The sequence below is a fragment of the Clostridium nigeriense genome, from assembly GCF_050585245.1.
GTDB lineage: Bacteria > Bacillota > Clostridia > Clostridiales > Clostridiaceae > Clostridium > Clostridium nigeriense_A.
Map to the genome: position 1 here is coordinate 345,626 of NZ_JBNOOF010000001.1, position 25,043 is coordinate 370,668.

The following is a 25,043-nucleotide window of genomic DNA, read 5'->3' on the forward strand; positions in this document are numbered from 1 at the left end:
ATATTTAATTTATACTCTTCAATTTATCTTCCAGCTTTGCTACTATTTTGTACATTATAAATGCTATAATAGAAAGTATTACTATACTCATCATAACCATATCTAATTGAGATATTTGTCCCCCATAAACTATTAAAAATCCCAATCCCTTTCTTGCAACTAAGAATTCTCCCATAATTACTCCAACCCATGATAATCCAACATTGATTTTTAATGCTGAAATAATAACTTGAATATTCGCTGGAAAAACTAGATATCTTAAGGTTTGAAATTTACTTGCCTGTAAAGTTTCCATAAGCTTTAACTTTCCCTTATCAACTTCTTTAAATCCAGTTAAAACCGTTATAATAGTTGTTACTATAGATATAAGCAGTGCTATAACTATAATTGCTGTAATACCATTTCCTACCCAAAATATAACTATAGGTGCTAATGCTACTTTAGGTAATGCATTTAATACTACTAAATATGGATCTAATACCTTTGATACAAACGGAAAAGCCCATAATATAACTGCAATTATTGCTCCTAATATTGTTCCTAATGTAAATCCTAATATTGTTTCGTAGCAGGTTATTAATATATGTGAAAATAACGTTCCCTCTTTGATAAAAGAAATTAATGATTCTACTATTCTAATAGGACTAGAAGTCAAGAATGTATCCAATATCTTTAATTGTGCTAATATTTGCCACAATGCTATAAATACAACTAATATAGCAACTCTAAATATAGTAATCTTTAAAATCTCTGATTTTATCTTTTTTATATATTCTAAATGTTCCTTACTCATTTACTGTGTCAAGCTCCTTCCATAATAAATTAAAATATTCATTAAACTCAGGCTCTTTTCGCCTTTGAAAAGGAGTCGCTTCTTTATTTTTAAAATTAATTTTTACATCTAATTTCAATTTTGCTGGTCTTTTAGTAAGAACTATTATTCTATCCGACGTTGTTATTGCTTCTCCTAAATCATGTGTAACCATTATGGCCGTCTTACCTTCTTTTTTAATTATTCCTTTAACATCATCACATACTTTTAATCTAGTTTGATAATCTAAAGCAGAAAATGGCTCATCTAAAAGTAGTACATCAGGATTTAAAGCAAGTGTTCTTATTAATGCAACTCTTTGTTTCATTCCACCAGATAACTCTGAAGGCTTATGATTTTTAAATCTATCTAATTGATAATTTTCTAATAGTTTATCTGCTCTTTTAATATTTTCTTCTGTATCTAATCCCTTTATCTTTAGTCCAAGCATAACATTACTTCTAACCGAAAGCCATTCAAATAAATAATCTTTTTGAAACATGTATCCCATTTTATCTAATCTATTTTTAATATCTTTATCATTATAAATAATCTTTCCATCTGATGGCTTTAATAAGCCACTAATTATATTTAATAAAGTTGACTTTCCACAACCAGATGGTCCAATTATACTTATGAACTCTCCTTTTTCTATTGAAAAATTCAAATTGTCTATCGCTGGTGTTTCTCCCTTTAAAGAATGATAGGTTAAGCTTATATTAGAAATATTTATTAAACTCATCGTCTTTCCTCCCTTCTAATTATGTAAAAATAATTAATTTTTTCTAAGCTAGCCCTCTATAGAGCTAGCTTAATAAACTACTTAGCTTTCATTGCTTCTTCTGAAAAGCTATTATTAACTATTTTTTCAAAGGAAGGTCTTGCTGGTAACAAGCTACTATCATAACTTTCTATAACATCCATAAGCCTATTTAAATCTTCCTCTTCTATAGTCGGTTTAGTTGCTATAGCATCAATATCTTTGTAGTTCTTAACAACTGAAATAATAATATCTTTATCAGTTCCAGGAAAGAATGATATTATCGAATCAGCTATTTCTTCATTATTGTGAGATTCAACCCACAATTGTCCTTTATATATTGCATTAGTAAATCTTTGTATTATTTCTGGATTTTCATCGATATAAGACTTAGTAGCAAAGAAGGCAGTATATGGAAGGTTTCCAACTTCTTTTCCAATAGATGCAACTATATGTCCACTGCCTTCCTTCTCAATCATTGATGCAGTTGGCTCAAATAAAGTTACATACTCACCAGTACCTGCTTTAAAAGCTCCTGATGTAGCTGTAAAATCTATATTTGTAATCAAGTTAACATCTGTTTTCGGATCTAATCCATTTAACTTAAGTGCATATTCAAAAGCCATTTCAGGAACTCCACCCGGTCTTCCCCCAATAACTTCTGCTCCCTTTAAATCTGTCCATTTAAAATTCTCATTTGCTTCTCTTCCTACTATAAAGGCTCCATCAGTTTGAGTTAATTGTGCAAAAATAATCGGATAGTCCTCTCTCCCTTGATTATTAATGTATATAGCTTGTTCAGGACCTGCAAAACCAATATCTGCATTTTTACTCAAAACTTGTTGCATTGTCTTATCTGCACCTTGTCCAGTTGATAGGTCTATTTCTATACCCTCCTCTTCAAAAAATCCTTCATTTATTGCAACATACATTGGCGCATAGAAAACCGATCGTACAACTTCATTTAATCTAACTTTAGTTAATTTTTTTTCTGTATCAACAGTTTTTTTATTACAAGAAATTAAGCTTAAAGATACTACTCCTAATAAAGCAACCATTGAAGCAATTTTAATAAATTTACTTTTCATTTAAAACTCCTCAAATATTTATAATTTATCTATGCTTCATAATATGAGATAATATCAAATTTTGTTAAAAAGCAAGAAATTATAATTAATTTTTACATTTTATAAATTTTAATGAAATGTAAATGCTATATTGCATTTACATATCTAATCAATAGTGATAAATTATTAATTGATAGTTTAAGGAGGTTAAATAAATGAAAATTTTTAGAGAAGCAATAATAGTTCTTAGTATATATTTAATAGGGGAGCTTATATCTAAAGGTTTTTCCTTATCATTACCAGGTAATATTATTGGAATGATTATGTTATTAATATTGTTATGTACAAAAGTTATTAAAGTTGAAAAAATAGAAAATATATCTACTTTCTTTTTAGACCATCTTTCGTTTTTCTTTATTCCTGCTGGAGTGGCTTTAATATCATCCTTTGATTCTATAAAGGATAGTTTAGTATATATTTTAATTTTATGTATTATTACTACCGCTATAGTAATAATTAGCACGGGACTAATTGTTCAATTTATAATAAAAATAAAAAGTAATAAAATTAAGAAAGGATAAATAAGAATAATGGAAATTTTATCAGAAAACATTTTATTTGGAGTAATAATTTCACTAATAGCTTTTGAAATAGGATTATTTATTTATAAAAAAACTAAATTTCCTCTATTTAATCCTTTATTAATTGCAATTGCATTAGTAATTAGTTTTTTATTAATTTTTAATATTGATGTAGATGTGTATAATAAAGGTGGAGATTTTATAAATATGTTTTTAGGACCAGCAACTGTAGTTTTAGCTGTACCCTTATATAAACAACTCCAATTACTAAAAAAACATTTAGTTCCAATAATTTTAGGTATTTTATTTGGTAGTACTATAGGTATTTCTTCTATAATATTATTATCTAATATATTTGGTTTAGAAAAAATATTAACTATATCCTTACTATCGAAATCTGTTACAACACCTATTGGTATCGAAATTACAAATCAACTTGGTGGTTTAGTTCCTGTTACAGTCTTGGCAATTATTCTATCTGGAATAATTGGAGCCATAATTGGACCAATATTATGTAAAATCTTTAAAATAACAGATAAAGTTGCTGTTGGAGTGGCACTAGGGACATCTTCACATGCTCTTGGAACTACAAAAGCCTTAGAAATGGGTGAAACCGAAGGTGCCATGAGCTCATTATCTATTGGAATTGCAGGAATAATGACAGTATTTTTAGCTCCTGCTTGTTATGCATTATTATCAATTTTTACAAAATAGAAAAGAGATAAATATTATATTCCTTGCTCCGTCGTAAACTCCAAGTCAACCTCATACAATATTTATCTCTTTATCCACTGAAGGTAATAATTTCACTTCAAAACTGGAAGGAATGAATTTAGGCTGCCTAAAGGACAGCCTATTTCTATTGTTGATTCTTAATTTTCAATAACTTTGTATTTAATAAACCAATATTTGAAGCCTTTAATACTCTTTCAGTATTCTTTATTGTATAGGCTTCAAGCTTAGTCATAAATTCCTCTGGTTCTATTTCCTTATCATTTACAAGCTTTAATCCCTTTTCCCAAGAAGCTGTTAGTGAAGGATTTAAAAGCGAAGGTATAGAAACTTTAATTGATTCATAAATCATTTCTCCAAGGTTAGTTGGAGTTATAATTTGAGTCTTCTTATTTGCCTGCATATATTCAATATTAATTAGCTTCTTAAGAATTTCTGCTCTAGTTGCAGAGGTTCCTATTCCTGCTCCCTTTATATGTTCTCTAAGCTCTTCATCTTCAATAAGCTTACCTGCGTTTTCCATAGCTATAATCATTGATCCAGTAGTATATCTTTTAGGTGGTGAAGTCTCCCCTTCTTTTATTTCTAAGTCATTTATATTAACTGTTGTACCTTTTCGTAGATTCTCAGGAAATGCTTCTTCAGTTTCTCCCTTATCATTTCCAAGAATCACTAAATATCCTTTATCAATACAAATCTTTTTATTTAATATAAAGTGTTCTTTTCCTACTAATATTGTTATAGCCATTTTACTATATTGAGCTGGAGGATAAAATATAGATAAAAATCTTTTCAAAATTACAAAGTAAACTTGTTTATCTAAATTAGGTAATTTTAATAAAGTATCTCTGCCCTCACCAGTTGGTATTATAGCATAGTGATCTGTAATTTTGCTATCATCTACATATTTACTTTTTAATATTCCTTTTGTATAATCCTTATCTAATATTTCATTTGCAATATTAGATAAATCCTCACCAATAGGCATATTTTTAAGTTTAATAATATTTCCCTTCACGCCCTTTGCTACGGCCGTAGATAATACCCTAGCATCAGTTCTTGGATATGTAACCATCTTTTTTTCATAAAGATTTTGAACTATCTTTAATGTTTCATCTGGGCTAATTTTAAATCTTTTAGTACATTCATTTTGAAGTTCTGCTAAGTTATATAACAATGGAGGATTTTTCTTTTCTTTAGTTTTCTTAATTTCTTTAATAGTTCCATGTCCGATGTCCCTTAGATTAGATATTAATTTCTCTGCATCTTCTTTTTTATTAAAACCCACTTCACTATATAACTTAGTAGATTCAAAGTAATCAGAACCACTTATAGCTTTCCAATCTGCTATAATTTCAGCAGTATCATTTTCCTTAGAAAAATTTCCAGAAATCTTATAAAAAGATTTTTTCTTAAAATCTCTAATCTCCCTTTCTCTTTCTACAACCATTCCAAGGACACAAGTCATAACTCTACCAACAGCTACCACTACATTCTTATCCTTTTGAAGTGCATTAGCTAAGGTTTTTCCATATTGTAATGTTAAAAGCCTTGAAAAATTTATACCAAAAATATAATCCTCTTTGGCTCTTAAATAAGCTGAATGAGCTAGTGAATCATATTCTTCTAAAGGCTTTGCTTCCTTTATACCTCTTTTTATTTCCTCTTCTGTTTGTGAGTCTATCCATACTCTTTTCTTTATCTTTTTAGGATTTCCTGCCATATCGTCAACAAGTCTATATATATACTCTCCTTCTCGTCCAGAGTCTGTACATACATAAATTGTCTCTACATCATCTCTATTCATTAATCTACTCACCACATTAAATTGAGCAGATGCTGAAGGAATCACTTCATACTTATATTCTTTTGGTAAAAAAGGTAAGTCTCTTAAATTCCAAAATTTTAATTTTTCATCATAAACTTCTGGATAACTCATTGTTACCATATGCCCAACACACCAAGTAAATATGCTTCTTTCACCTTCTATATATCCATTATTTCTCTTTCCCTTTACATTTAGTAGCTTAACAAATTCCATTGCTACTGAAGGTTTTTCTGCAATAAATAAAGTTTTTCCCATAGAAACTTCCTTTCTAAACAAAAATAAACCTTCATAAGAAGGTCTAATTTTATTATACTACAAATTAATTTACATTTCATTAAAAAACCATATAAAGTAATTCAGAACTCCTGCATAAATAAGCCAAAGCATATATGGAATCAATAAAAGCCCGGAATTTATATCTATTCTTATAAATTTAATAAAAGTTATTAAAACAAATATAAATAACAATATTATCCATAAAAATGAAATCCCATATAATCTAAATGTAAAAAAGATAAAACTCCACATAAAATTTAATATAAGTTGAACTAAATAAAAGAAATAGGCCCCCTTATCATCTACAGATGATTTATTTTTAATGTATATTCTATATGCAGCAATTCCCATTAATAAATACAATACTTCCCAAACTATTACAAATGCTATATCTGGAGGAGTTAAAAAAATTTTTTTTAAAGATCTATATGTATCAATAGAATTTCTATTTATATATCCTACAATAAATGATCCTAGTATTGGAATTAATATATTTACTATTAAAGGAATAATTTTTACATTTCTTTTTAATTTTTTTTTCATATAATGCACCTCTATAAGATATTCCTTATTATATATGCATTAAATAATAAAGTTATGTTATTAAAAATAAATATCAGAAAACTCGATATCTATTTTTTGTTGTAACTCATTAATCTCTACATTATTATTTTGTAAAGTAATATTTTTTTCTATAGATTTGTCATATGGTAATACTATTTTAAATATATTACCGTATTCTATTCCAGCACTAATACTAATTTCTCCACTATGAAGCTCAACTAGTCCTTTTGTTAAATAAAGTCCTAAACCACTTCCTTCAGAAGGTCTATTTAAAGAAGTATTTACTTTTGTAAATTTATCAAAAATAACATTTCTTTTATCTTCTGGAATTGCTTCTGCATCATTGGTTACTTCTATTATTATTTTATTATTTTTATCTATTTTAACTGCAACATAAATATTTCCATTCTCTTTTCCATATTTCAATGAATTTGATAAAATATTAAGCATTATTCTTTCTATATGATTTTTATCACAATATAAATATATTTCTTCATATTGTGGATCATATATTAGGTTAGTTTTTTTAAGCTTCATGTAAAAATCACAAGATAAAACAACATTTTCAATTATATCTACTAAATTATAATATTTACAATCCATATCTAAATAACCTTCTGAAAGCTTATTACTATCTATAAAATTATTTATAGTTCTAATAAGTCTTAAGCAATTTTGTCTAATAATATCATTATTCTTACTTATCTTATTTAATTCTTTATTTTTTAAATATATATCATTTAATTGCAACGCAGAATAAATTACATTAATAGGGGTTCTTAATTCATGAGAAATATTAGAATAAAACTCATCTTTTATATTTTCTTCAGTAATTTTATTTTCTATCTTTATTATTTCTTCTCTTTGCTTAAATATTTCAGTAATATCATTAAACACAAGGATTTTTTTATTTCCATAGATTTTCATCAAATATATTTCAATAACCTTTTTTTCATCATTTGCATTGGTTGTTACTATTTCAGTTGTAAATTCATTAATATCCATTTCACTTGGATATTCATCACCAGTAATTTTATTTAAAATATTATTAAGTGTAAAAATCTTTCCATCAAAATTAAATTCATCATTTTCATTATAATAAGTTTCTTCATAATTATTAGAATATGTTAATATATCATTTTCAAAAAGTAATAAGCCTTTAGAAAAAGCATGTACAACATCATGATACTTTTTCTCACTTTTTTCTAATACTAGGTTTAATTCCTTTAATTCTTTTTCTCTTCTTTTCAAGTTTTTATTTAAGTTCTTTTTAGTTTGTTTTGCTTTATTCAAATTTTCATATGCACTAGAATAGGCATTAAATAATAAAGTTTCCTCAAACTTATTATATGCTATAAAGTATGCTAATAATTTAGTAATCCATATAAAAAATGTTAATTCCAAATCAATTAATCTTGAAATAAAGAAAAAAGAATTACTTAATAGTATTAAAAAACTAAAAAAAACAATCCAATTATCTTTTTCTTTAGTTCCAACCTTCTTATATAAAAATAATATTATTATAAATAAAATAAACATTACTATTTGATTTACTATTATTCCGTCTTTATTTGTACATATCCATGATAAATAATATAATCCTTGACATTCGTTTGCCAATATAAAGTAACCTACTGGCATTAAGATAAGTAATATAGAACTTAACATTTTAATTGAATAATTTTTGTAGTAAAAGTATATACTTAAAATACTATTTAATAATTCTAAATAAGTTATAAGTTGTGTAAAAATTATAAGAATACTTATATCCATTATGTACTTAGATACTTCTATATCAATAAATCTTAGTATAGATATAAAAAAGCATCCTATCCCATAATACTTTAAAACACCTTTTTCTTTGTTATTAACCCTAACTATGCTTATAATAAAAATTAATACTGATATAGATAAACATAATATTCTAGTTATAAAAATATATTCTTCAGTCATATTGAAAATTATTTTAAGCATAGTAAGAACTAAAATTATAGGAGTAAACATATGAGCCATTAATCCTCTATACCTATAATTAATCATCCCTTTAATCATATATTATTCAAACACCCTTCACTTATTTAAATGTATAATGAAAGTAGTACCTTTACCTACCTCACTATTAATTTCTATATTCCCATTTTGTGCTTTAATTAAATTATATACAACAAACAATCCTACACCAGATCCAGTTGGATTATTAATTCTAGATCTATCTTCCATTTCATATTTATTAAATGCTTTATTTACGAACTCCTTGCTCATTCCTGAACCACTATCCTTAACCTCAATAAAAACAGTATTTAAGGAATTTTTTATCTTTATGGAAATTACTCCACCAGGATTAGTAAATTTAATTGAATTTGACACTAAGTTTAATACCACCCTCTGCATCATCTCTTTATCAAAATATATATATATTTCTTCTTCATCAGTATCAAATATAACATCAATCCCACTATTATTAATATAAGGTGTTAAGGAAACTAAATACTCTTCAATGAATTCAACTATATTATCTAAAATCATATTAGCTTCTAGATTTTCAGAATCAATTTTACTTATATCAATTAAATTATTAGTGAATTTTGTAAGTATAAAACAATTTTCTTTGCTAATTTCGTTATAATCCTTCATCTTTTTAATATCATTATTAGAAATTAATATTTTTTCTAATTGGATAGCTGAATATATTACATTAACTGGTATTTTAATATCATGAGATATATTAGATAGAAAGTTTTTCTTTATTTCTTCTCTAAGCTTAATACTTTCAAGTTCTTCCTTCATAGTAGATAATTTTGTTTCTTCTGCTAAGTCTTTAAATAACATTATGCATTCTTTTTCATCATTATCTAAATGGAAAAATCTTATTTCAACTTTTTTTGTATTAATATCTATAGTAGTTGTTTGTGGTCCCTCATTAATATCTAATACTACCTTATTCAAATCTAAATTAAAATCAATGTAATTATCTATTCTTCTATTTACAACTTCTTTAATATTCTTCTTTCCTATTTCATATATAAACTTTGAATTACAATAAGAAATCCTAAGATTATGATTTACTATTACTATTGGATTTGGTAAGCTTCCTAAAAAGCTCTTATATAATCTTTGTCTATCTTTTAATTTATTGTATGTTTCCTCTAATTTATTATTATTTTTTATTATTCTCCTATTTATAGATTCAAGATACTTGCTTGTATCTATAGCTTCTTTAAAAACAAAATTATAGTTCTCCTTGGATATATTAAATATTATAGATATTAATGTAGATATAAATACTATTTGCATAACTATACTAGCAACAATATTTATTGCATATATATTGAATATTTTTGATGCTAATTTTAATAAAAAAGTAATTAATGCTAAAAATACATTTAACTTTAATAAATCTATCTTTTCATTTACCTTAAACTCAAAATAATATATATTTTTATAAGCAAATAAAATAAATACTGCTAATAACAATATATATATTACCGATATCGGTAACCATGAATATACATTACGAATATAAGCTATAACACTAGATAATATAAGTAAAAATGTATATTCAATATAAATAATTTTACTTATATTTTCCTGTTTTCTATACTTAGCTATCATGTAATACATCATAATAATATTCATATATCTAATATTATAAATTTTGCTATAACCTATCTTTTCTAAAAATGATTTAAAAGATATAAATTGTCCATAGGGAGTTAAATAGACTAGATAAATAATACAATTTATAAGAAGAAATATCTGAAACAATCCATATATATCTCTATTAGTTAATCTCTTTAAATGAATTGCAAACATAAGCAAAACCATCGTCATTATTAATCCTATTAATCCTGTTAAATCATTTGCTATTTCTTTATTGAATAATGCTATTATAATTACTAATAAAAAGGTTACCGTAGTAATAAAAATATACATTAATATATCTCTTAAATTCATATAATAAATTTTTTCTTTAAAGTTATTATAATCCACGTTTTTTCCCTCACCCAAATATAATCACTACATAATTTTACATCATTTTTTTAATTCTGTGAATATAGTTGTAAACTTTTGTATATTAATATAAAATAAGCAAAAAAAGAGGACATAATCCTCCTTTTTGTTTTAAAATTTATGTTTTTTTAACCAAGATAATAAATCTGATATAACTTCATCTTTATTATCTTCATTTAACATTTCATGCCTACCATCTTTATATAATTTATATTCTAAATCTTTAACTCCTATTTTTTTATATGTATTATATAAATTAATAATACCCTTTCCTAAATACCCTACAGGGTCCCTATCTCCTGCAAAAATAAAAATTGGTATATTTAATTTCTTAACCTTTTCTAAATTTTCATTTTTATGAATATCCCAAAGTCCATTTATTAAATCATAATAAAATTCTGTTGGATAAATAAATCCACAAAATTCATCTTCAATATACTTATTTACTTCATCTAAATTTCTACATAACCAATCAAAATCAGTATCTGGATTCTTCACACTTGAATTAAATCCTCCAAAAGATAACTTATCCATAAGTTTACTTCTATTTCCTTTACCTTTTATTAACATTTCATTTCTACAAACTAATAATCCTAACTTGGTAAATGACTTTGGTCTTCCATTACTACCAGATAGTATTAATGCATCTATAGTATTTCCATACTCCTCTAGATATCTTTGACTTAAAAAAGATCCCATACTATGTCCAAATAAAATAACAGGAACATCTCTATTTTCATTTCTAATAATATCATTTAAAGTTTTAATATCTTCTAACATAGTATAAAAAATATTATTATCACTTATATAACCTAAGTCATTTACGCTCTTAGCGCTATTACCATGTCCACTATGATCATGTCCATAAACTATATATCCTTCACTGACTAATTTATTTGCAAAATAATCATATCTTCCTACCCACTCAGACATTCCATGTACAATTTGAATTATAGCCTTAGGATTATCATTTTTTCCCCATTTATAATAAGTTATAATTGAACCTTCTTTATTTGTGAAATTGTGTTTCTCCACTTAAAATACTCTCCTTTATAATATTCTTAATAAAATCTTATCATAACTTTATTTTTAAGTATATAAAGTTATGATATACTATTCATAGTAAAAATCAAAAATTATTTTAATCTTTGATTATCTCTTAATATTATTGTACATAATATTGGATAAGTATTATAAGGTGGTGAAGAAGATTAGTATTAAATCTATAGTAAGCATTATAGCTTCAAAATTAACAATTTTTCTAACAAAAACAATACTAAAAGGGGGAACGACATTTCCAGGAAAAGTGGCCTTAAAAATAGATAAAAATATACTAAAAAAAGTATCAAAAGGTTACAAGGTAGTTTTAGTTACAGGAACTAATGGTAAAACTACAACAACAAGCATGATATACAACATAGTAAAAGAAAGTGGAAAAGAAGTAATTACAAATAATACCGGTGCCAATCTTTTCCCTGGTATAGTAACAACATTTATTGATAATTACAAATTCTTTAGTACTCCTAAAGATTCTTATGCAATTATTGAAGTAGATGAAGCAAACTTAAAATATATTACTGAATATATTTCTCCAGAAATAATTACAGTAACTAATCTTTTTAGAGATCAATTAGATAGGTATGGCGAAGTATACACTACTCTAAGTAAAATTTTAGAGGGTATCAAACTTTCACCAAGTACCACATTAGCTTTAAATGGTGATGAATCTCTATTAGGTAAGCTTGATCTTCCTAATAAAACTGTATTTTATGGTTTTAATGCAAAAATAAACGAAAATAAAAATATCGATATTAATGCAGATGCAAAGTTCTGTAAGTTCTGCAAGTCTCCTTATAAATATAATCATATTACATATAATCACTTAGGTGATTTTTACTGTACAGGCTGTGGATTTAAAAGATCTGAGTTAAAGTACGCTGTAAATGAAATATTAGAATTAACTCCAAATAGTTCTACTGTTAAATTAAATGACTTAGAAGTTACTATAAGTCAATCAGGAGTTTATAATATTTATAATGCTTTATGTGCATATTCCATTGCTAAGGAGCTTAAAATTGATGATAATTCAATAAAAAAATCATTACAAAATCAAGATTCAAGTTTTGGAAGACAGGAGTCTTTAAATATTGATGAAAAAGATGTTAAAATCATATTAGTTAAAAATCCAGCTGGATATAATCAAGCTTTAGATACTCTTTGCTTAAATAAGGATACCTTTGCTGCTGCATTTTTATTAAATGATAATTATGCAGATGGTACTGATGTTTCTTGGATTTGGGATGTTGATTTCGAAAAGCTTCATAATTTGAATATAGATGAAATATTTATTTCTGGTACTAGATGTTACGATATGGCCGTAAGACTTAAAATTGCTGGATTAAATAAAGAAAATTTCATAATTGAAGAAAACTTCGAATTATTAACTGAAAAAATTAAATCTAGTAAAAATAATAAAATATATATTCTTGCTACTTATACTGCAATGATTAATTATAGAAAATACCTATACTCAAAAGGTTATATTAAAAAGCTTTGGTAAGAAAGGAGTCTATTAAATGGAATTAAATATTTGTCATCTTTATCCTGACTTACTTAATGTATATGGCGATGTTGGTAATATATTAATACTAAAACATAGAGCTGAACAAAGAGGAATAAAGGTTAATATAATAAACTCATCATTAAATGATAAATTTGATTCAGAAAATACGGACATCTTATTTTTTGGTGGTGGTCAAGATTTTGAACAATCAATAGTATCTGATGATTTAAAAAATATAAAGAAAACTGATTTACAAAGATATATAGAGAATGAAAAAGTAGTTATTGCAATTTGTGGTGGATATCAACTTTTAGGTAATTATTATATGGCTCCTAATGGAGAAAAAATTGAAGGTCTTGGAATCTTAGATATATATACAGAAGGTGGAGAAAAGCGTTTTATAGGTAATACTGTAATTTATAATGAAGAGTTCAATGAAACTTACGTAGGCTTTGAAAACCATTCTGGAAGAACTTATATAAATAACCTAAAACCTCTCGGCAAATGCCTTCATGGTTATGGTAATAACGGAGAAGACGGATATGAAGGGTGTATTTATAAAAATACTTATTGTACATACTTCCATGGTTCTCTTTTAGCGAAAAATCCTGAATTAGCTGATAAATTTTTAAAAATTGCTCTAACAAAAAAATATGGCGAAGTTAACTTATCACCTTTAGATGATGAATTAGAAATTAAAGCTAAAAATACTATGATTAAAAAATTAGATAATAAATAAACTACGGGGGATGTCTTAGTTGCATCCCCTTTATTTTAATTTCATATAAGCAAAATATTAAATAACAATTCTATTTTTAAGAAATGACTATATATACTAAATCTGGATATAATTCATATTGTATTTATAAACTAAATATCTAAGTAAAAAATACATTGTCATTAATTATTAAATTTATATTATATATAATTTAAACTACTTAACATATGGATAAAATATTGTTATTATTTATTTTAGATGCTATACTGTAAACAGTGTTTAAGTCGTATACATAATAAATGAAATTCTAATGAAATGGGGAGATGAACTTGAAAGTAAAACACTTATTAAAAACACTAGCATTTGCTCTTTCAGTTTCATTATTAGCTCCTATTGCTAATAAAGTTAGTGCACAAGAGACAAATATTCAAGCTCCAGAAATTATGGGCGAAGCTGCCATAACTATGGATATTGATACAGGAGAAGTTATTTATTCTAAAAATGCAGATGTGAAACTATCACCAGCAAGTACTACTAAATTAATGACTGCATTACTATTTGCAGAAAACAAGTCTAAAACAGATGTTTTAACTTTTTCTGATACTGTTTTAAAGGTAACAGAAACTGCATTAAATAATTATGTATCATTACATTCAGGGGATACAATTTCCGCCGATGATACAATGAAAGCTGTACTTATTTATTCTGCTAATGATGCTGCTTACTTAATGGCAGAATCTGTAGGTGGAACAGTTGATAATTTTGTTAATATGATGAATGAAAAGGCTTCTGAATTAGGGCTTAAAAATACTCATTTTGAAAACCCTTCTGGTCTAGAAGAAGATCCTTTAAATCCAAATAATGCAACAATAAATCAAACTACAGCCTATGACCTAGCCAAAATTGCTATTGAAGCATTTAAAAATGACTGGATTAAAGAAACCATGTCCCCTAAGAATATTGAAACTACTATTAACCTATCTGGCTCTCCAATAATTATTGAATCTAGAAATAAGATTCTTGGTAAAGATGGAAATATTGGTGGAAAGACTGGCACTGAAACTTTAGCAGGACACTGTTTCGTTGGTTTCTTTGAAAGAGATGGTAGAGACTTAGTTACTGTAGTTCTAAAATCAGAATATGGTGCAACTGGCTTAAATGTATTTGAAGATACAGAAAAAATAGCTGATTATGGTTACTCTGCAAAGAAAGAGATATATAAAAATTCTGGTGATGAAGTAGGTACTGTAGACTTAACTTATAAAACTTTTAGATTTTTTGGTGCTGAAAAACAAATAACTGCTCCAATATACTTAACTGAAGATGTAGAATACTATAAAAATGATTTTAATGATGAAAATGCAACTATCTCATATAATGGTGATATAAAAGATGCATGGAAATTAAGTGGTAATAAAGAAGTTACATTAACTTATTCAACACCTGGTTATTCTCAAGATATTACTGGAACAATTAAAATTTCATCTATGGAGCTTATAAAGGCTAATTTACCATTATACTTATTATCATTATTAATTTTAGTTATAGTAGTAGTTCTAGTAGTATTAATTATTAAAATAATTAATACTAAAAAAAGAAAAAGTAGAAGAAGATACTATTAAAGATTCCGAATAAATAATAATTTTATTTTAAAAACTCCTAAGGGAGTTTTTATCTTTTTATAAAATCAAAAAATAAAGGATGGTTAAATTATATGAAAAAACAAAACTTCAAAGGTAGCGTAATGTTAAACCCTACACCAGTAGTAATAGTTACTTGTAAAAATAAAGAAGATAAAGTAAATGCTTTTACTGTAGGATGGATAAGTACTGTGTGTACTAAAGAGCCAATACTTGCTATGGGGGTTAGACCTGAACGTCTTTCTTATGAGTATATAAAAGAAAGTGGTGAATGTGTTATTAATTTACCTACAAGAGATATGGTGAAGTTCTTGGATTACTGCGGTGTTGTATCCGGAAGAAAAATAGATAAAATAAAACATTTCGGATATAAATTAAATGATGGTGTAGCCATTAGCACTCCATCAATAGATTTATCCCCTGTTGCTCTTGAATGTAAAGTAAAAAGTATAACTCCTCTTGGAACTCATGATCTATTCTTATTAGATGTTGTTAATGTTAAGGTAAATGAAGAAATAATAGATGAAAAAGGTAAAATCTGTTTCAATAAAGCTAATTTAATATGTTATAATCACGGTGAATATTATGGCTTAAATGCTAAGCCTCTAGGGTCTTTTGGATACTCTATAAAAAAGAAAAAAAGAAAAAAATAAAATATTTTATTTGTATATTTTATGATTATTCCAATAGCTTCCTTGACATTAATTAAAAATCTATCTATACTCAATTATATTGAAATGAATTAATTCGGGGGATACGCAGTATGTTTATATTAACTTATAATATTAAATTTAAAGAGCTAGATGAAAAAATAGAAGCTTTACAAATCAACGATATTTTTAATGTTTTTTATGAAAGCCCATTAGAAATTACAACTGATGAATATGGATATGGCTATTTAGAAAAAGAAGTTAATACAATCGATATTAAAATTGCTTATGATGAAGATAAAGAAGGTTTAGACTTATTCAAAGGTAAACTTACTTCATTATTAAACAGCGATTGTATTTTAATTGAAGAAGCTCATAATAATTATGAAACTTATGATTTTCCAGTGGTTCATATAAATGATAATTGGGTACTAGCCTCCCCTAATGAGGATATAAATGATAAAAATATAAGCAAAATTTCTTTTATTTCTCAAGGTGCTTTTGGAACAGGCTTACATGAAACTACAAAAGACTTATTAAATATTATTTTAACTAAAATAGATTTAAATAGTAAAAGAGTTTTAGATATTGGTACTGGATCAGGAATATTATCTATTGCCTCTGCAATAATCGGTGCTTCTAAAGTAACTGCATTAGATATAAGAGATGTAAGAGAAGAAGTTGAATTAAATGCAGCATTAAATGGCCTTTACAACGTTGAAACCTTAGTTGGTAATGCACTTAATGGTGAAGTTCAAATTAATGATAAATTTGATTGGATTTATATAAATATCGGTGGAGAAGAAACTGAATTATTTATGGATCTAATAAAAGAGCATTTACTACCTAATGGTAGCCTATTAGTATCAGGACTTGTTGAGTGGAGTTTTGATAAAGTGAAATCTATAATTGAAAAATATGGATTTAAATTAGAAGAAAAATATCAAAGCAATGAATGGATAACAGCTATATTTAAATAAAAAATGCACCAAAAGGTGCATTTTCTTATTTATCGTAAAAGAATTTATATATATTATAATTAGCTTTTACCTTATCTACATATTTTTTTGTTTCTGGAAAAGGAATATAATCTAAGTTTTCCCCATCTAAAGAATATTCTTCCTGACTTAACCATTTATTCACATTTCCACTACCACCATTATAAGCTGCTAAAATCAAGTCTAAATTTCCATCAAATTCATCTTCTAAATTTTTTAAATACCAACAGCCTATTTTTATATTAAGTTCTGGATCAAAAAGCATGGAAGTTTCAAAATCATTGAGTTCTAACTCCTCAGCCACCCATTCACCAGTAGTATCCATTATTTGCATTAAACCTTTTGCATCCTTATTAGATACAACTTCTTGATTAAAATTGCTTTCTGTTTTTATTACTGCCAAAACAAGATATGGCTCTAATTCATATTCCTCACTATATTTATTTACATACTCAGCATATTTGTAAGGATATACATACTTCTTCATTGCAAACATAAGTCCAAAATAAGCTATAAGTGCTACAATTAAAATGGTTAATATACGCTTAAATTTCATTATTTTCTCCTTACTTATTAATTACATTTAGAAACTCAATTACCTTCTCTACCTGCTCCTTAGTTTTTAATAAATCTCCGTTATTATCTATAATTATATGGGCATAATCTCTTTTTTTATCTAATGATAGCTGAGCATTAAGCCTATTTATAGCTTCATCTCTAGATAATCTATCTCTATTTTTTAATCTAATTATTTGAGTATTATTATCAACCCAAACTACTATAATATAATCCATATATGTATGGAGATTATTTTCTATTAAAGTTGGTGCATCAATAATTACTATTTTTTCATCAGCCTGTTCATAATCATCTAAAGCATCAAATATCTCTTTATTTATATATGGAAGTATAATATCTTCATATTTTTTTCTTTGCTTCGGAAATCTAAATATATGGTTACCAAACTCTCGTCTTCTAAATTCACCTCTCCAATCAAAAAAGCCTGTTCCAAATTCAATTTTAATTTTATCAATTATTTCAGGATATTTAATTAAAACATTTTTTGCTATAACATCAGCATCAATTAGCTTAAACCCATTTTCAATTAACATTTTTGATACAGTGCTTTTACCTGAACCAATTCCTCCTGTTAACCCTATTTTTATCATTTTAGTTAGGCCCCCCCTATTTAGCTTCATACCATGTCTTTCCTATATTTATATCTACCTCTAAAGGTACTTTCATTTCTAATACCTTTTCCATTTCATTTTTTACAATATTCTTCACTTCTTCTAATTCATCTTTCTTAACATTTAAAATAAGTTCATCATGAACTTGTAAAATAATCTTACTTTTTAATTCTTTCTCTCTAAGTTTATTATATACATTTACCATAGCTAGCTTAATTATATCTGCTGCACTTCCTTGAATAGGTGCATTCATAGCTAATCTTTCACCTAAAGCTTTAACGATTCTATTAGAAGCTTTAATTTCTGGTATAAATCTTCTTCTATTTAAAATAGTAAGTACATATCCATTTTCTTTTGCTTCTTCAATTAATCCATCCAAATAGCCTTTAATCTTTGGATATCTATCAAAATATATTTCCATATATTCAGCAGCTTCCTTCTTAGTTATATGAAGATCTTGTGAAAGACTGAAATCACTTATACCATACACTATACCAAAATTAACAGCCTTAGCTCTACTTCTCATTAAAGATGTAACTTCTTCTACCGGAACTTTAAATACTTCTGAAGCTGTTTTTCTATGAATATCACTATGATGTTTAAAAGCATCTATCATATTTGTATCTTGAGACATTTCAGCTAAAACTCTAAGCTCTATTTGAGAATAGTCACAAGATAATAATATATCTTCAGCTTCATCAGGTATAAATACCTTTCTAATTTCTCTTCCCATTTCATATTTAATAGGTATATTTTGAAGATTAGGTTCTGTACTTGATAATCTTCCTGTAGTTGTTACTGTCTGATTAAAAGTTGAATGTATTTTTCCATCTACATCAATAACATTTTTTAAACCTTCCACATAAGTAGAATTAAGTTTTGTTATTTGTCTATAATAAGTTATTTTAGGTATTATTTCATGCTTATCTTGAAGTTTTTCTAGAACTTCAGCATTAGTTGAATACCCTGTCTTTGTTTTCTTAATAACTGGTAAGTCAAGCTTTTCAAAAAGTATTTTTCCTAATTGCTTTGGTGAATTAATATTGAACTCTTCTTCCGCTAAAGCAAATATTTCTTTTTCTGTTGTTGTAATTTCTTCTTTAAATTTTACTGCTAAATCCTCTAACATAGATTTATTAATATTAAAGCCTAAAGATTCCATAGAAGACAATACAAATATTAAAGGATGTTCAACTTTATAATAAAGCTCTTCCATCTTTTCATCTTCTATTTTTCCATGAAGTATATTATAAATATCCTTTAACTTACTATTTACCTTACATTTAATTTCATCATCACTACCATTTACATCTTCGCCAAGATATTCATTTATTAAAGATAATAAATCATATGCATTTCTTGCTGAATTAATTAAATATGCTGCTATTGCTGTATCAAACTCAAAACTTTTAATAGAAATATTAAGCTTATTTAATATAGTAATTAATGATTTTCCATCATGAATAACCTTTTTTATATCCTTGTTTTCCATAATAGTTTTTAAGGCTAGGTAAGCATTCTCCTTATCTTCATTTACAATTTCATCAAACTTTATAAAATAAGTTTTACTATCACTTGATAAGTAAACATTCTTCAATAAAATTTCAGAATATTTTTCACTATTAATAGTTTCATATGTTATATAAATCTCATCTTTTAAATTCTTAGATAACTCTAAAAAAGATTTAGAACTATTTATATATGTTATATCTATAGTTTCCTCTAAAATCTCCTCCTCTATCTCATTCCCCTTTGGTAACTTATCAATCATAGATTTCATTTGTAATTTAAATAATAATTTCTTTAATCCATCTCTATCATAAGATTCCTGACTCTTAATTTCATCTAAATCAAATTCTATTGGTACTTCTGTAACTATAGTAGCTAATTTTTTGCTAAAAATAGCCTGTTCTCTATATGTTTCTAAATTTTCTTTTAACTTTTTACCACTAATATTATCTATATTATTTAATACTTCTTCAATAGAACCATACGTTTGAATTAATTTGTAAGCTGTTTTTTCACCAACTCCAGGAACTCCAGGGATATTATCTGACTTATCTCCCATAAGCCCTTTAACATCTATAAATTGAGTTGGTGTAACTCCAAATTCATCAACAAAGCTTTTATAGTTATATGTTGCAGTTTCTGTTACACCTTTCTTTGTAATTACTACATTTATATTTTCTGAAGCTAATTGAAGAGCATCTCTATCTCCTGTTACTATAAAAACTTCAATATTATTTTTTTCTGCATATTTTGCTAGAGATCCAATAATATCATCTGCTTCAAATCCGTCTAACTCATATTTTGTTATTGATAATAAGGCAAGTAAATCCTTTATTATAGGAAACTGCTCAGCTAATTCCGATGGCATTTTCTTTCTTCCTGCCTTATAATCTTCATATTCCTTATGTCTAAAAGTAGGTCCTTTTTTATCAAAAGCTGCTACTATATAATCTGGTTTTAATTCTTCTTTCATCTTGAACAACATATTTACAAAACCATAAACAGCATTAGTATGAATGCCTTCTGAAGTTGTAAGCTCTGGAATTGCATAAAAAGCTCTATTTAAAAGAGCATTTGAATCTAAAATTAATAATCTTTCCATGTTTTCCTCCAAATTAAGGGATAAATTCCTTAAAGGTATTTTTATATAAATTATACTATTTTTATGAAAATAAATCATTATATTTTCATAAATATATAGCTTAAAAAATGCTTAAATCTAATTCCTGTGATAAGTCTTTAATTAGATTTATTCCTGCTATACTATTACCTCTGTCATCAAGAGCAGGACCATAAATACCTATTCCATATTTTCTTGGTACTGTAGCAATTATTCCACCACCTACACCTGACTTTGCCGGTATTCCTACATTAACTGCAAACTCACCCGAAGCATCATACATTCCACATGTAACCATAATAGTCTTTACTATTCTACATACTTCCTTTGGAATTATTTTTTCATTTGTCCATGGTATAACTCCATCATTAGCAAGTACTGCGCCAAATCTTGCTAAGTCTCTTGCTGTTAGTTCTATTGAACATTGCTTAAAATATAAATCTAATATTTCTTCTACATCTCCCTCTAAAGCGCCAGTACTTTTCATAAAATAAGCTAAGGCTCTATTTCTATTTCCTGTTTCTTTTTCCGATAAATATACACTTTCATTTACTGTAATTTTATCATTATTAGTTACAGCTTTCATAAAATCTAATATTTTCTCAAATCTTTCTTCTACATCTTTTCCATCTATCAATGAAGTAGTTACTATAGCTCCAGCATTAATCATTGGATTATAAGGCTTTCCAGTATCACTAGCCTCTAAATTAACTATTGAGTTAAATCCCATTCCTGTTGGCTCTACATCGACTTTTTTAAATACATTATATCTCCCATTATCTCTTATAGCCAATATCAAAGTAACTATCTTTGATATACTTTGCATAGTAAATTTTTTATCATACTCCCCTGAGTAATATTCCTTTCCCCTAGAATCTACCAGATATATTCCAAGGTCATTTGGATTTGCCTCTAATAACGCAGGAATATAAGATGCAAGCTTTCCCTCTTTACCATATTCTCTATTTTTTTCTACTAGTGTATTTAATAAATTAAACATAAACTTTCACCTCTTATTTTTCCTAAGCTTTTCGTAATATCTATTATATTAATAATTATTATTATACACAAGGAAATTTATACTTATATATTTTTAACTAGACTATTTTTCTATATTATGTAAGAATAAATAGTAGAAAGATTTTAATTATACTATTGAGGTGATTTTATGAATATGAAAAATATGCTAGAAAAGTATGCAAAACTAGCAGTAAAAAAAGGTGTTAACTTACAAAAGGATCAAGTTTTATTAATAAATTCTCCTGTAGAATGTGTAGATTTTGCAAGAGCTATTACAAAGGTTGCTTATGAAGAAGGTGCAAAAGAAGTCATTGTTCATTATGGTGATCAAAATATACAAAGACTTAAGCTTCAATATGCAACTATAGATACCTTAAAGGATGTTCCAAACTGGGTTGCTGAATCATATATCTCTTATGCAAGAGAAGGTTGCTGTGTAATTTCAATTTCAGCTTCTGATCCAGACGCATATAAAGGAATTCCTATGGAAAAGATATCCGCATATCAAAAGAGCAGACAAATAGCATTAAAAGAATATTATACTTACTCTATGTCTAATAAAATTCGTTGGACAGTAGTTTCAGTTCCAACAGAAGCTTGGGCTCTAAAAGTATTTAATGAATCAAATGCAGAAGAAGCTGTAGATAAGCTTTGGAATGTTATATTTAATGTTGTTAGATTAAATAATGATGATCCAATTAAAGCTTGGGATGAACATAATGTAAACCTAGATAAAAAACTAGAATTTTTAAATAAATATAAATTTAAAACACTACATTATACAAATTCTCAAGGTACAGATTTAACTATTGAACTTCCTGAAGATCACATATGGCTTGGAGGCTCTGAAAAATGTAATTTAGGAATAGAATTTAATGCTAATATGCCAACTGAAGAAGTATTCACACTTCCTAAAAAAGATGGTGTCAATGGTATAGTTACTTCATCTAAGCCATTAAGCTATGGTGGTAACTTAATTAATAACTTCTCATTGACTTTTAAAGACGGTCAAGTAATAGATTTTAAAGCAGAAGAAGGATATGATGCACTAAAAGACTTATTAGATAGCGATGAAGGAGCTAGATACCTAGGTGAAGTTGCCTTAGTTCCATATGACTCACCAATCTCTAACTCAAACATAATTTTCTATAACACATTATTTGATGAAAATGCAGCTTGTCACTTAGCTTTTGGTGAAGCTTATCCAACTTGTTTAGTAAATGGTGAAAACTTATCTAAAGAGGATTTGGCTAAAAAAGGTGCTAATTCTTCTATCGTTCATGTTGACTTTATGGTAGGCACAAAAGATTTAAACATTGTTGGCTATACTTCAGATAATGAAGAAATTCAAATCTTTAAAAACGGAAACTGGGCAATGTAAAAAAGCTGAGTTTCCTCAGCTTTTTAAACTATAGATAAAAGGATTAACTATCCTTTTATCTTTTAACTAATTATCCTCTTTTCTTGGTTTATTCTTACCAAGCTTTCTAGATTCCTTTGAATATCCTATTTCATCTGCTGTCTCAACTTTCATCTTTTTAAGTTCTGTTTTAGTTTTTTGACTTGATTTTTTATTTTTCTTTGAATTCTTATTATTTTTATGAGCCATTATAAACACCTCCTTAAATAGTTTTAATATATAAGGTGTTTTTTATTCTAAGAAAAAAGTAGCTACAAAATCTTGCAACTACTTAATTTGTTAATTATTATATAGTTTTTCTAATCTAACTCTTATTTCCTTAATAAATTCAGAAGAGTTAGTTACTGTAATATTATTCAAATCTGAAAGTAAGGCTAAATCCTTAGTCATATAACCTTCATCTATTGTTTGCATAGAAGCCTTTTCTAAATTATTAGCAAATTCTATTAATTCATTATTATTATCTAATTCTCCTCTTTTCCTTAAAGCTCCTGACCATGCAAATATAGTAGCAATAGAATTAGTTGAAGTCTCTTTTCCTTCTAAATGATTATAATAATGCCTTTGAACTGTTCCATGAGCAGCTTCATATTCATAATATCCTTCTGGTGAAACTAATACAGATGTCATCATAGCTAAAGATCCAAAAGCAGTAGCTATCATGTCACTCATTACATCGCCATCATAATTCTTACAAGCCCATATATATCCACCTTTAGACTTTATAACCCTTGCTATAGCATCATCTATTAATGTATAAAAATACTCAATGTTTAATTCATTAAATTTTTCTTTATATTCACTATCAAATATTTCTTGGAAAATGTCTTTAAATGTATGATCATATTTTTTAGAAATAGTATCCTTAGTAGCAAACCAAAGATCTTGCTTTGTATCTATTGCAAAATTAAAACAACTTCTAGCAAAACTTTCAATAGATTTATTTAAATTATGCATTCCTAGAACTACTCCATCTCCATTAAAGTTATGGATTAATTCTCTCTTTTCATCTCCATTTTCATTAGTAAAAACTAATTCTGCCTTTCCCTTGCCTTTTGTTTTCATTTCTACATCTTTATAAATATCTCCATAGGCATGCCTAGCTATAGTAATAGGCTTTTCCCATGTTCTAATATAAGGCTTTATAGAATTAACTATAATAGGTGCTCTAAATACAGTGCCATCTAATATAGATCTAATAGTTCCATTTGGACTTTTCCACATTTCTTTTAAATTATATTCCTTCATTCTTGCAGCATTTGGAGTTATTGTAGCACATTTTACTCCTACTCCATATTTTTTAATAGCTTCTGCTGCTAATGAAGTAACTTCATCATTAGTTTCGTTTCTATATTCTAAACCTAAATCATAATATTCTGTTTTTAAATCAATAAATGGATATAACAATTCATCTTTAATAATGCCCCATAAGATTCTTGTCATCTCATCTCCATCCATTTCAACCAATGGATTTATCATTTTAATTTTTTCCACTTTTAGCCCCCCAATTCAAATCTTTAATAAGCTAATTATAACTTATAAGATAAGTTTTTACAATTATCTTTCTTTTTGGTAAATAAAAAAG

The 25,043-nt window shown here is 26.6% G+C and carries 22 protein-coding genes; 8 read left to right on the forward strand and 14 right to left on the reverse strand.

Features of this window, described 5'->3' with window-relative positions; translation table 11 throughout:
- Window positions 1-4: 4 nt before the first annotated feature.
- The 3 genes from ACQPUY_RS01740 to ACQPUY_RS01750 all read right to left on the reverse strand — a co-directional run bounded on the left by ACQPUY_RS01740 (window position 5) and on the right by ACQPUY_RS01750 (window position 2,659).
- Entirely contained in the window at window positions 5-793 is a 789-nt protein-coding gene (locus ACQPUY_RS01740) for an ABC transporter permease (RefSeq protein ID WP_430839172.1), read from the reverse strand.
- Complete coding sequence (locus ACQPUY_RS01745) at window positions 786-1,553, reverse strand: ABC transporter ATP-binding protein (RefSeq protein WP_430839174.1); 768 nt, start codon at window positions 1,551-1,553, stop codon at window positions 786-788. Before ACQPUY_RS01745 ends, ACQPUY_RS01740 begins: the two co-directional genes overlap by 8 nt.
- A gap of 77 nt (window positions 1,554-1,630) precedes the next feature.
- Window positions 1,631-2,659, reverse strand: coding sequence for an ABC transporter substrate-binding protein (locus ACQPUY_RS01750; protein ID WP_430839175.1), 1,029 nt, complete (start codon window positions 2,657-2,659; stop codon window positions 1,631-1,633).
- Between the two features lie 194 nt (window positions 2,660-2,853).
- Here ACQPUY_RS01750 and ACQPUY_RS01755 point away from each other — a divergent pair, with 194 nt between their 5' ends.
- Both ACQPUY_RS01755 and ACQPUY_RS01760 read left to right on the forward strand, forming a co-directional pair.
- Entirely contained in the window at window positions 2,854-3,219 is a 366-nt protein-coding gene (locus tag ACQPUY_RS01755; RefSeq protein ID WP_430839176.1) for a CidA/LrgA family protein, read from the forward strand.
- A gap of 9 nt (window positions 3,220-3,228) precedes the next feature.
- Window positions 3,229-3,933, forward strand: coding sequence for an LrgB family protein (locus ACQPUY_RS01760; protein ID WP_430839177.1), 705 nt, complete (start codon window positions 3,229-3,231; stop codon window positions 3,931-3,933).
- Between the two features lie 145 nt (window positions 3,934-4,078).
- On the opposite strand, the gene ACQPUY_RS01765 is transcribed toward ACQPUY_RS01760, so the two are convergent.
- The 5 genes from ACQPUY_RS01765 to ACQPUY_RS01785 form a co-directional block, all read right to left on the reverse strand.
- Window positions 4,079-6,034 carry a DNA topoisomerase gene (locus ACQPUY_RS01765; RefSeq protein WP_430839178.1) on the reverse strand — a complete coding sequence of 652 codons (1,956 nt, stop codon included), beginning with the start codon at window positions 6,032-6,034 and terminating at the stop codon, window positions 4,079-4,081.
- Between the two features lie 69 nt (window positions 6,035-6,103).
- The gene (locus ACQPUY_RS01770; RefSeq protein WP_430839179.1) at window positions 6,104-6,598 is read right to left on the reverse strand and encodes a TspO/MBR family protein; all 495 of its coding nucleotides are present in this window, start codon (window positions 6,596-6,598) and stop codon (window positions 6,104-6,106) included.
- A 60-nt stretch (window positions 6,599-6,658) separates the two neighbouring features.
- The gene (locus ACQPUY_RS01775) at window positions 6,659-8,671 is read right to left on the reverse strand and encodes an ATP-binding protein (protein WP_430839180.1); all 2,013 of its coding nucleotides are present in this window, start codon (window positions 8,669-8,671) and stop codon (window positions 6,659-6,661) included.
- 18 nt (window positions 8,672-8,689) lie between these two features.
- Complete coding sequence (locus ACQPUY_RS01780) at window positions 8,690-10,573, reverse strand: ATP-binding protein (protein WP_430839181.1); 1,884 nt, start codon at window positions 10,571-10,573, stop codon at window positions 8,690-8,692.
- Window positions 10,574-10,741: 168 nt separating this feature from the next.
- A complete protein-coding gene (locus ACQPUY_RS01785) occupies window positions 10,742-11,665 on the reverse strand; it encodes an alpha/beta fold hydrolase (RefSeq protein WP_430839182.1) in 924 nt (307 codons plus the stop codon).
- Window positions 11,666-11,831: 166 nt separating this feature from the next.
- Between ACQPUY_RS01785 and ACQPUY_RS01790 the strand changes: the two genes are divergently transcribed.
- The 5 genes from ACQPUY_RS01790 (at window position 11,832) to ACQPUY_RS01810 (ending at window position 17,181) form a co-directional block, all read left to right on the forward strand.
- A complete protein-coding gene (locus tag ACQPUY_RS01790; protein ID WP_430839183.1) occupies window positions 11,832-13,190 on the forward strand; it encodes a MurT ligase domain-containing protein in 1,359 nt (452 codons plus the stop codon).
- A gap of 16 nt (window positions 13,191-13,206) precedes the next feature.
- Window positions 13,207-13,932, forward strand: coding sequence for a type 1 glutamine amidotransferase (locus tag ACQPUY_RS01795; RefSeq protein WP_430839184.1), 726 nt, complete (start codon window positions 13,207-13,209; stop codon window positions 13,930-13,932).
- Between the two features lie 302 nt (window positions 13,933-14,234).
- On the forward strand, window positions 14,235-15,533 hold the full coding sequence (locus ACQPUY_RS01800; protein ID WP_430839185.1) for a D-alanyl-D-alanine carboxypeptidase family protein: 1,299 nt from the start codon (window positions 14,235-14,237) through the stop codon (window positions 15,531-15,533).
- 92 nt (window positions 15,534-15,625) lie between these two features.
- A complete protein-coding gene (locus ACQPUY_RS01805) occupies window positions 15,626-16,204 on the forward strand; it encodes a flavin reductase family protein (RefSeq protein ID WP_430839186.1) in 579 nt (192 codons plus the stop codon).
- Between the two features lie 110 nt (window positions 16,205-16,314).
- On the forward strand, window positions 16,315-17,181 hold the full coding sequence (locus ACQPUY_RS01810; RefSeq protein ID WP_430839187.1) for a 50S ribosomal protein L11 methyltransferase: 867 nt from the start codon (window positions 16,315-16,317) through the stop codon (window positions 17,179-17,181).
- 25 nt (window positions 17,182-17,206) lie between these two features.
- On the opposite strand, the gene ACQPUY_RS01815 is transcribed toward ACQPUY_RS01810, so the two are convergent.
- From ACQPUY_RS01815 to glsA, 4 genes are all read right to left on the reverse strand, one after another.
- On the reverse strand, window positions 17,207-17,755 hold the full coding sequence (locus ACQPUY_RS01815) for a lytic transglycosylase domain-containing protein (RefSeq protein WP_430839188.1): 549 nt from the start codon (window positions 17,753-17,755) through the stop codon (window positions 17,207-17,209).
- 10 nt (window positions 17,756-17,765) lie between these two features.
- Window positions 17,766-18,368, reverse strand: a complete 603-nt coding sequence (gene coaE, locus ACQPUY_RS01820; RefSeq protein ID WP_430839189.1) for a dephospho-CoA kinase — start codon at window positions 18,366-18,368, stop codon at window positions 17,766-17,768.
- 16 nt (window positions 18,369-18,384) lie between these two features.
- Entirely contained in the window at window positions 18,385-21,000 is a 2,616-nt protein-coding gene (gene polA, locus ACQPUY_RS01825) for a DNA polymerase I (protein WP_430839190.1), read from the reverse strand.
- 100 nt (window positions 21,001-21,100) lie between these two features.
- Window positions 21,101-22,018 (reverse strand): glutaminase A, encoded by a 918-nt coding sequence (gene glsA, locus ACQPUY_RS01830; RefSeq protein ID WP_430839191.1) that lies wholly within the window; start codon window positions 22,016-22,018, stop codon window positions 21,101-21,103.
- Between the two features lie 168 nt (window positions 22,019-22,186).
- On the opposite strand from glsA, the gene ACQPUY_RS01835 reads away from it, so the two are divergent.
- On the forward strand, window positions 22,187-23,419 hold the full coding sequence (locus ACQPUY_RS01835) for an aminopeptidase (protein WP_430839192.1): 1,233 nt from the start codon (window positions 22,187-22,189) through the stop codon (window positions 23,417-23,419).
- Window positions 23,420-23,485: 66 nt separating this feature from the next.
- On the opposite strand, the gene ACQPUY_RS01840 is transcribed toward ACQPUY_RS01835, so the two are convergent.
- A complete protein-coding gene (locus ACQPUY_RS01840) occupies window positions 23,486-23,647 on the reverse strand; it encodes a small, acid-soluble spore protein, alpha/beta type (RefSeq protein ID WP_430839193.1) in 162 nt (53 codons plus the stop codon).
- Between the two features lie 90 nt (window positions 23,648-23,737).
- Window positions 23,738-24,952: an NADP-dependent isocitrate dehydrogenase gene (locus tag ACQPUY_RS01845; RefSeq protein ID WP_430839194.1), complete on the reverse strand. Its 1,215-nt coding sequence runs from the start codon at window positions 24,950-24,952 to the stop codon at window positions 23,738-23,740.
- Window positions 24,953-25,043: the final 91 nt, after the last annotated feature.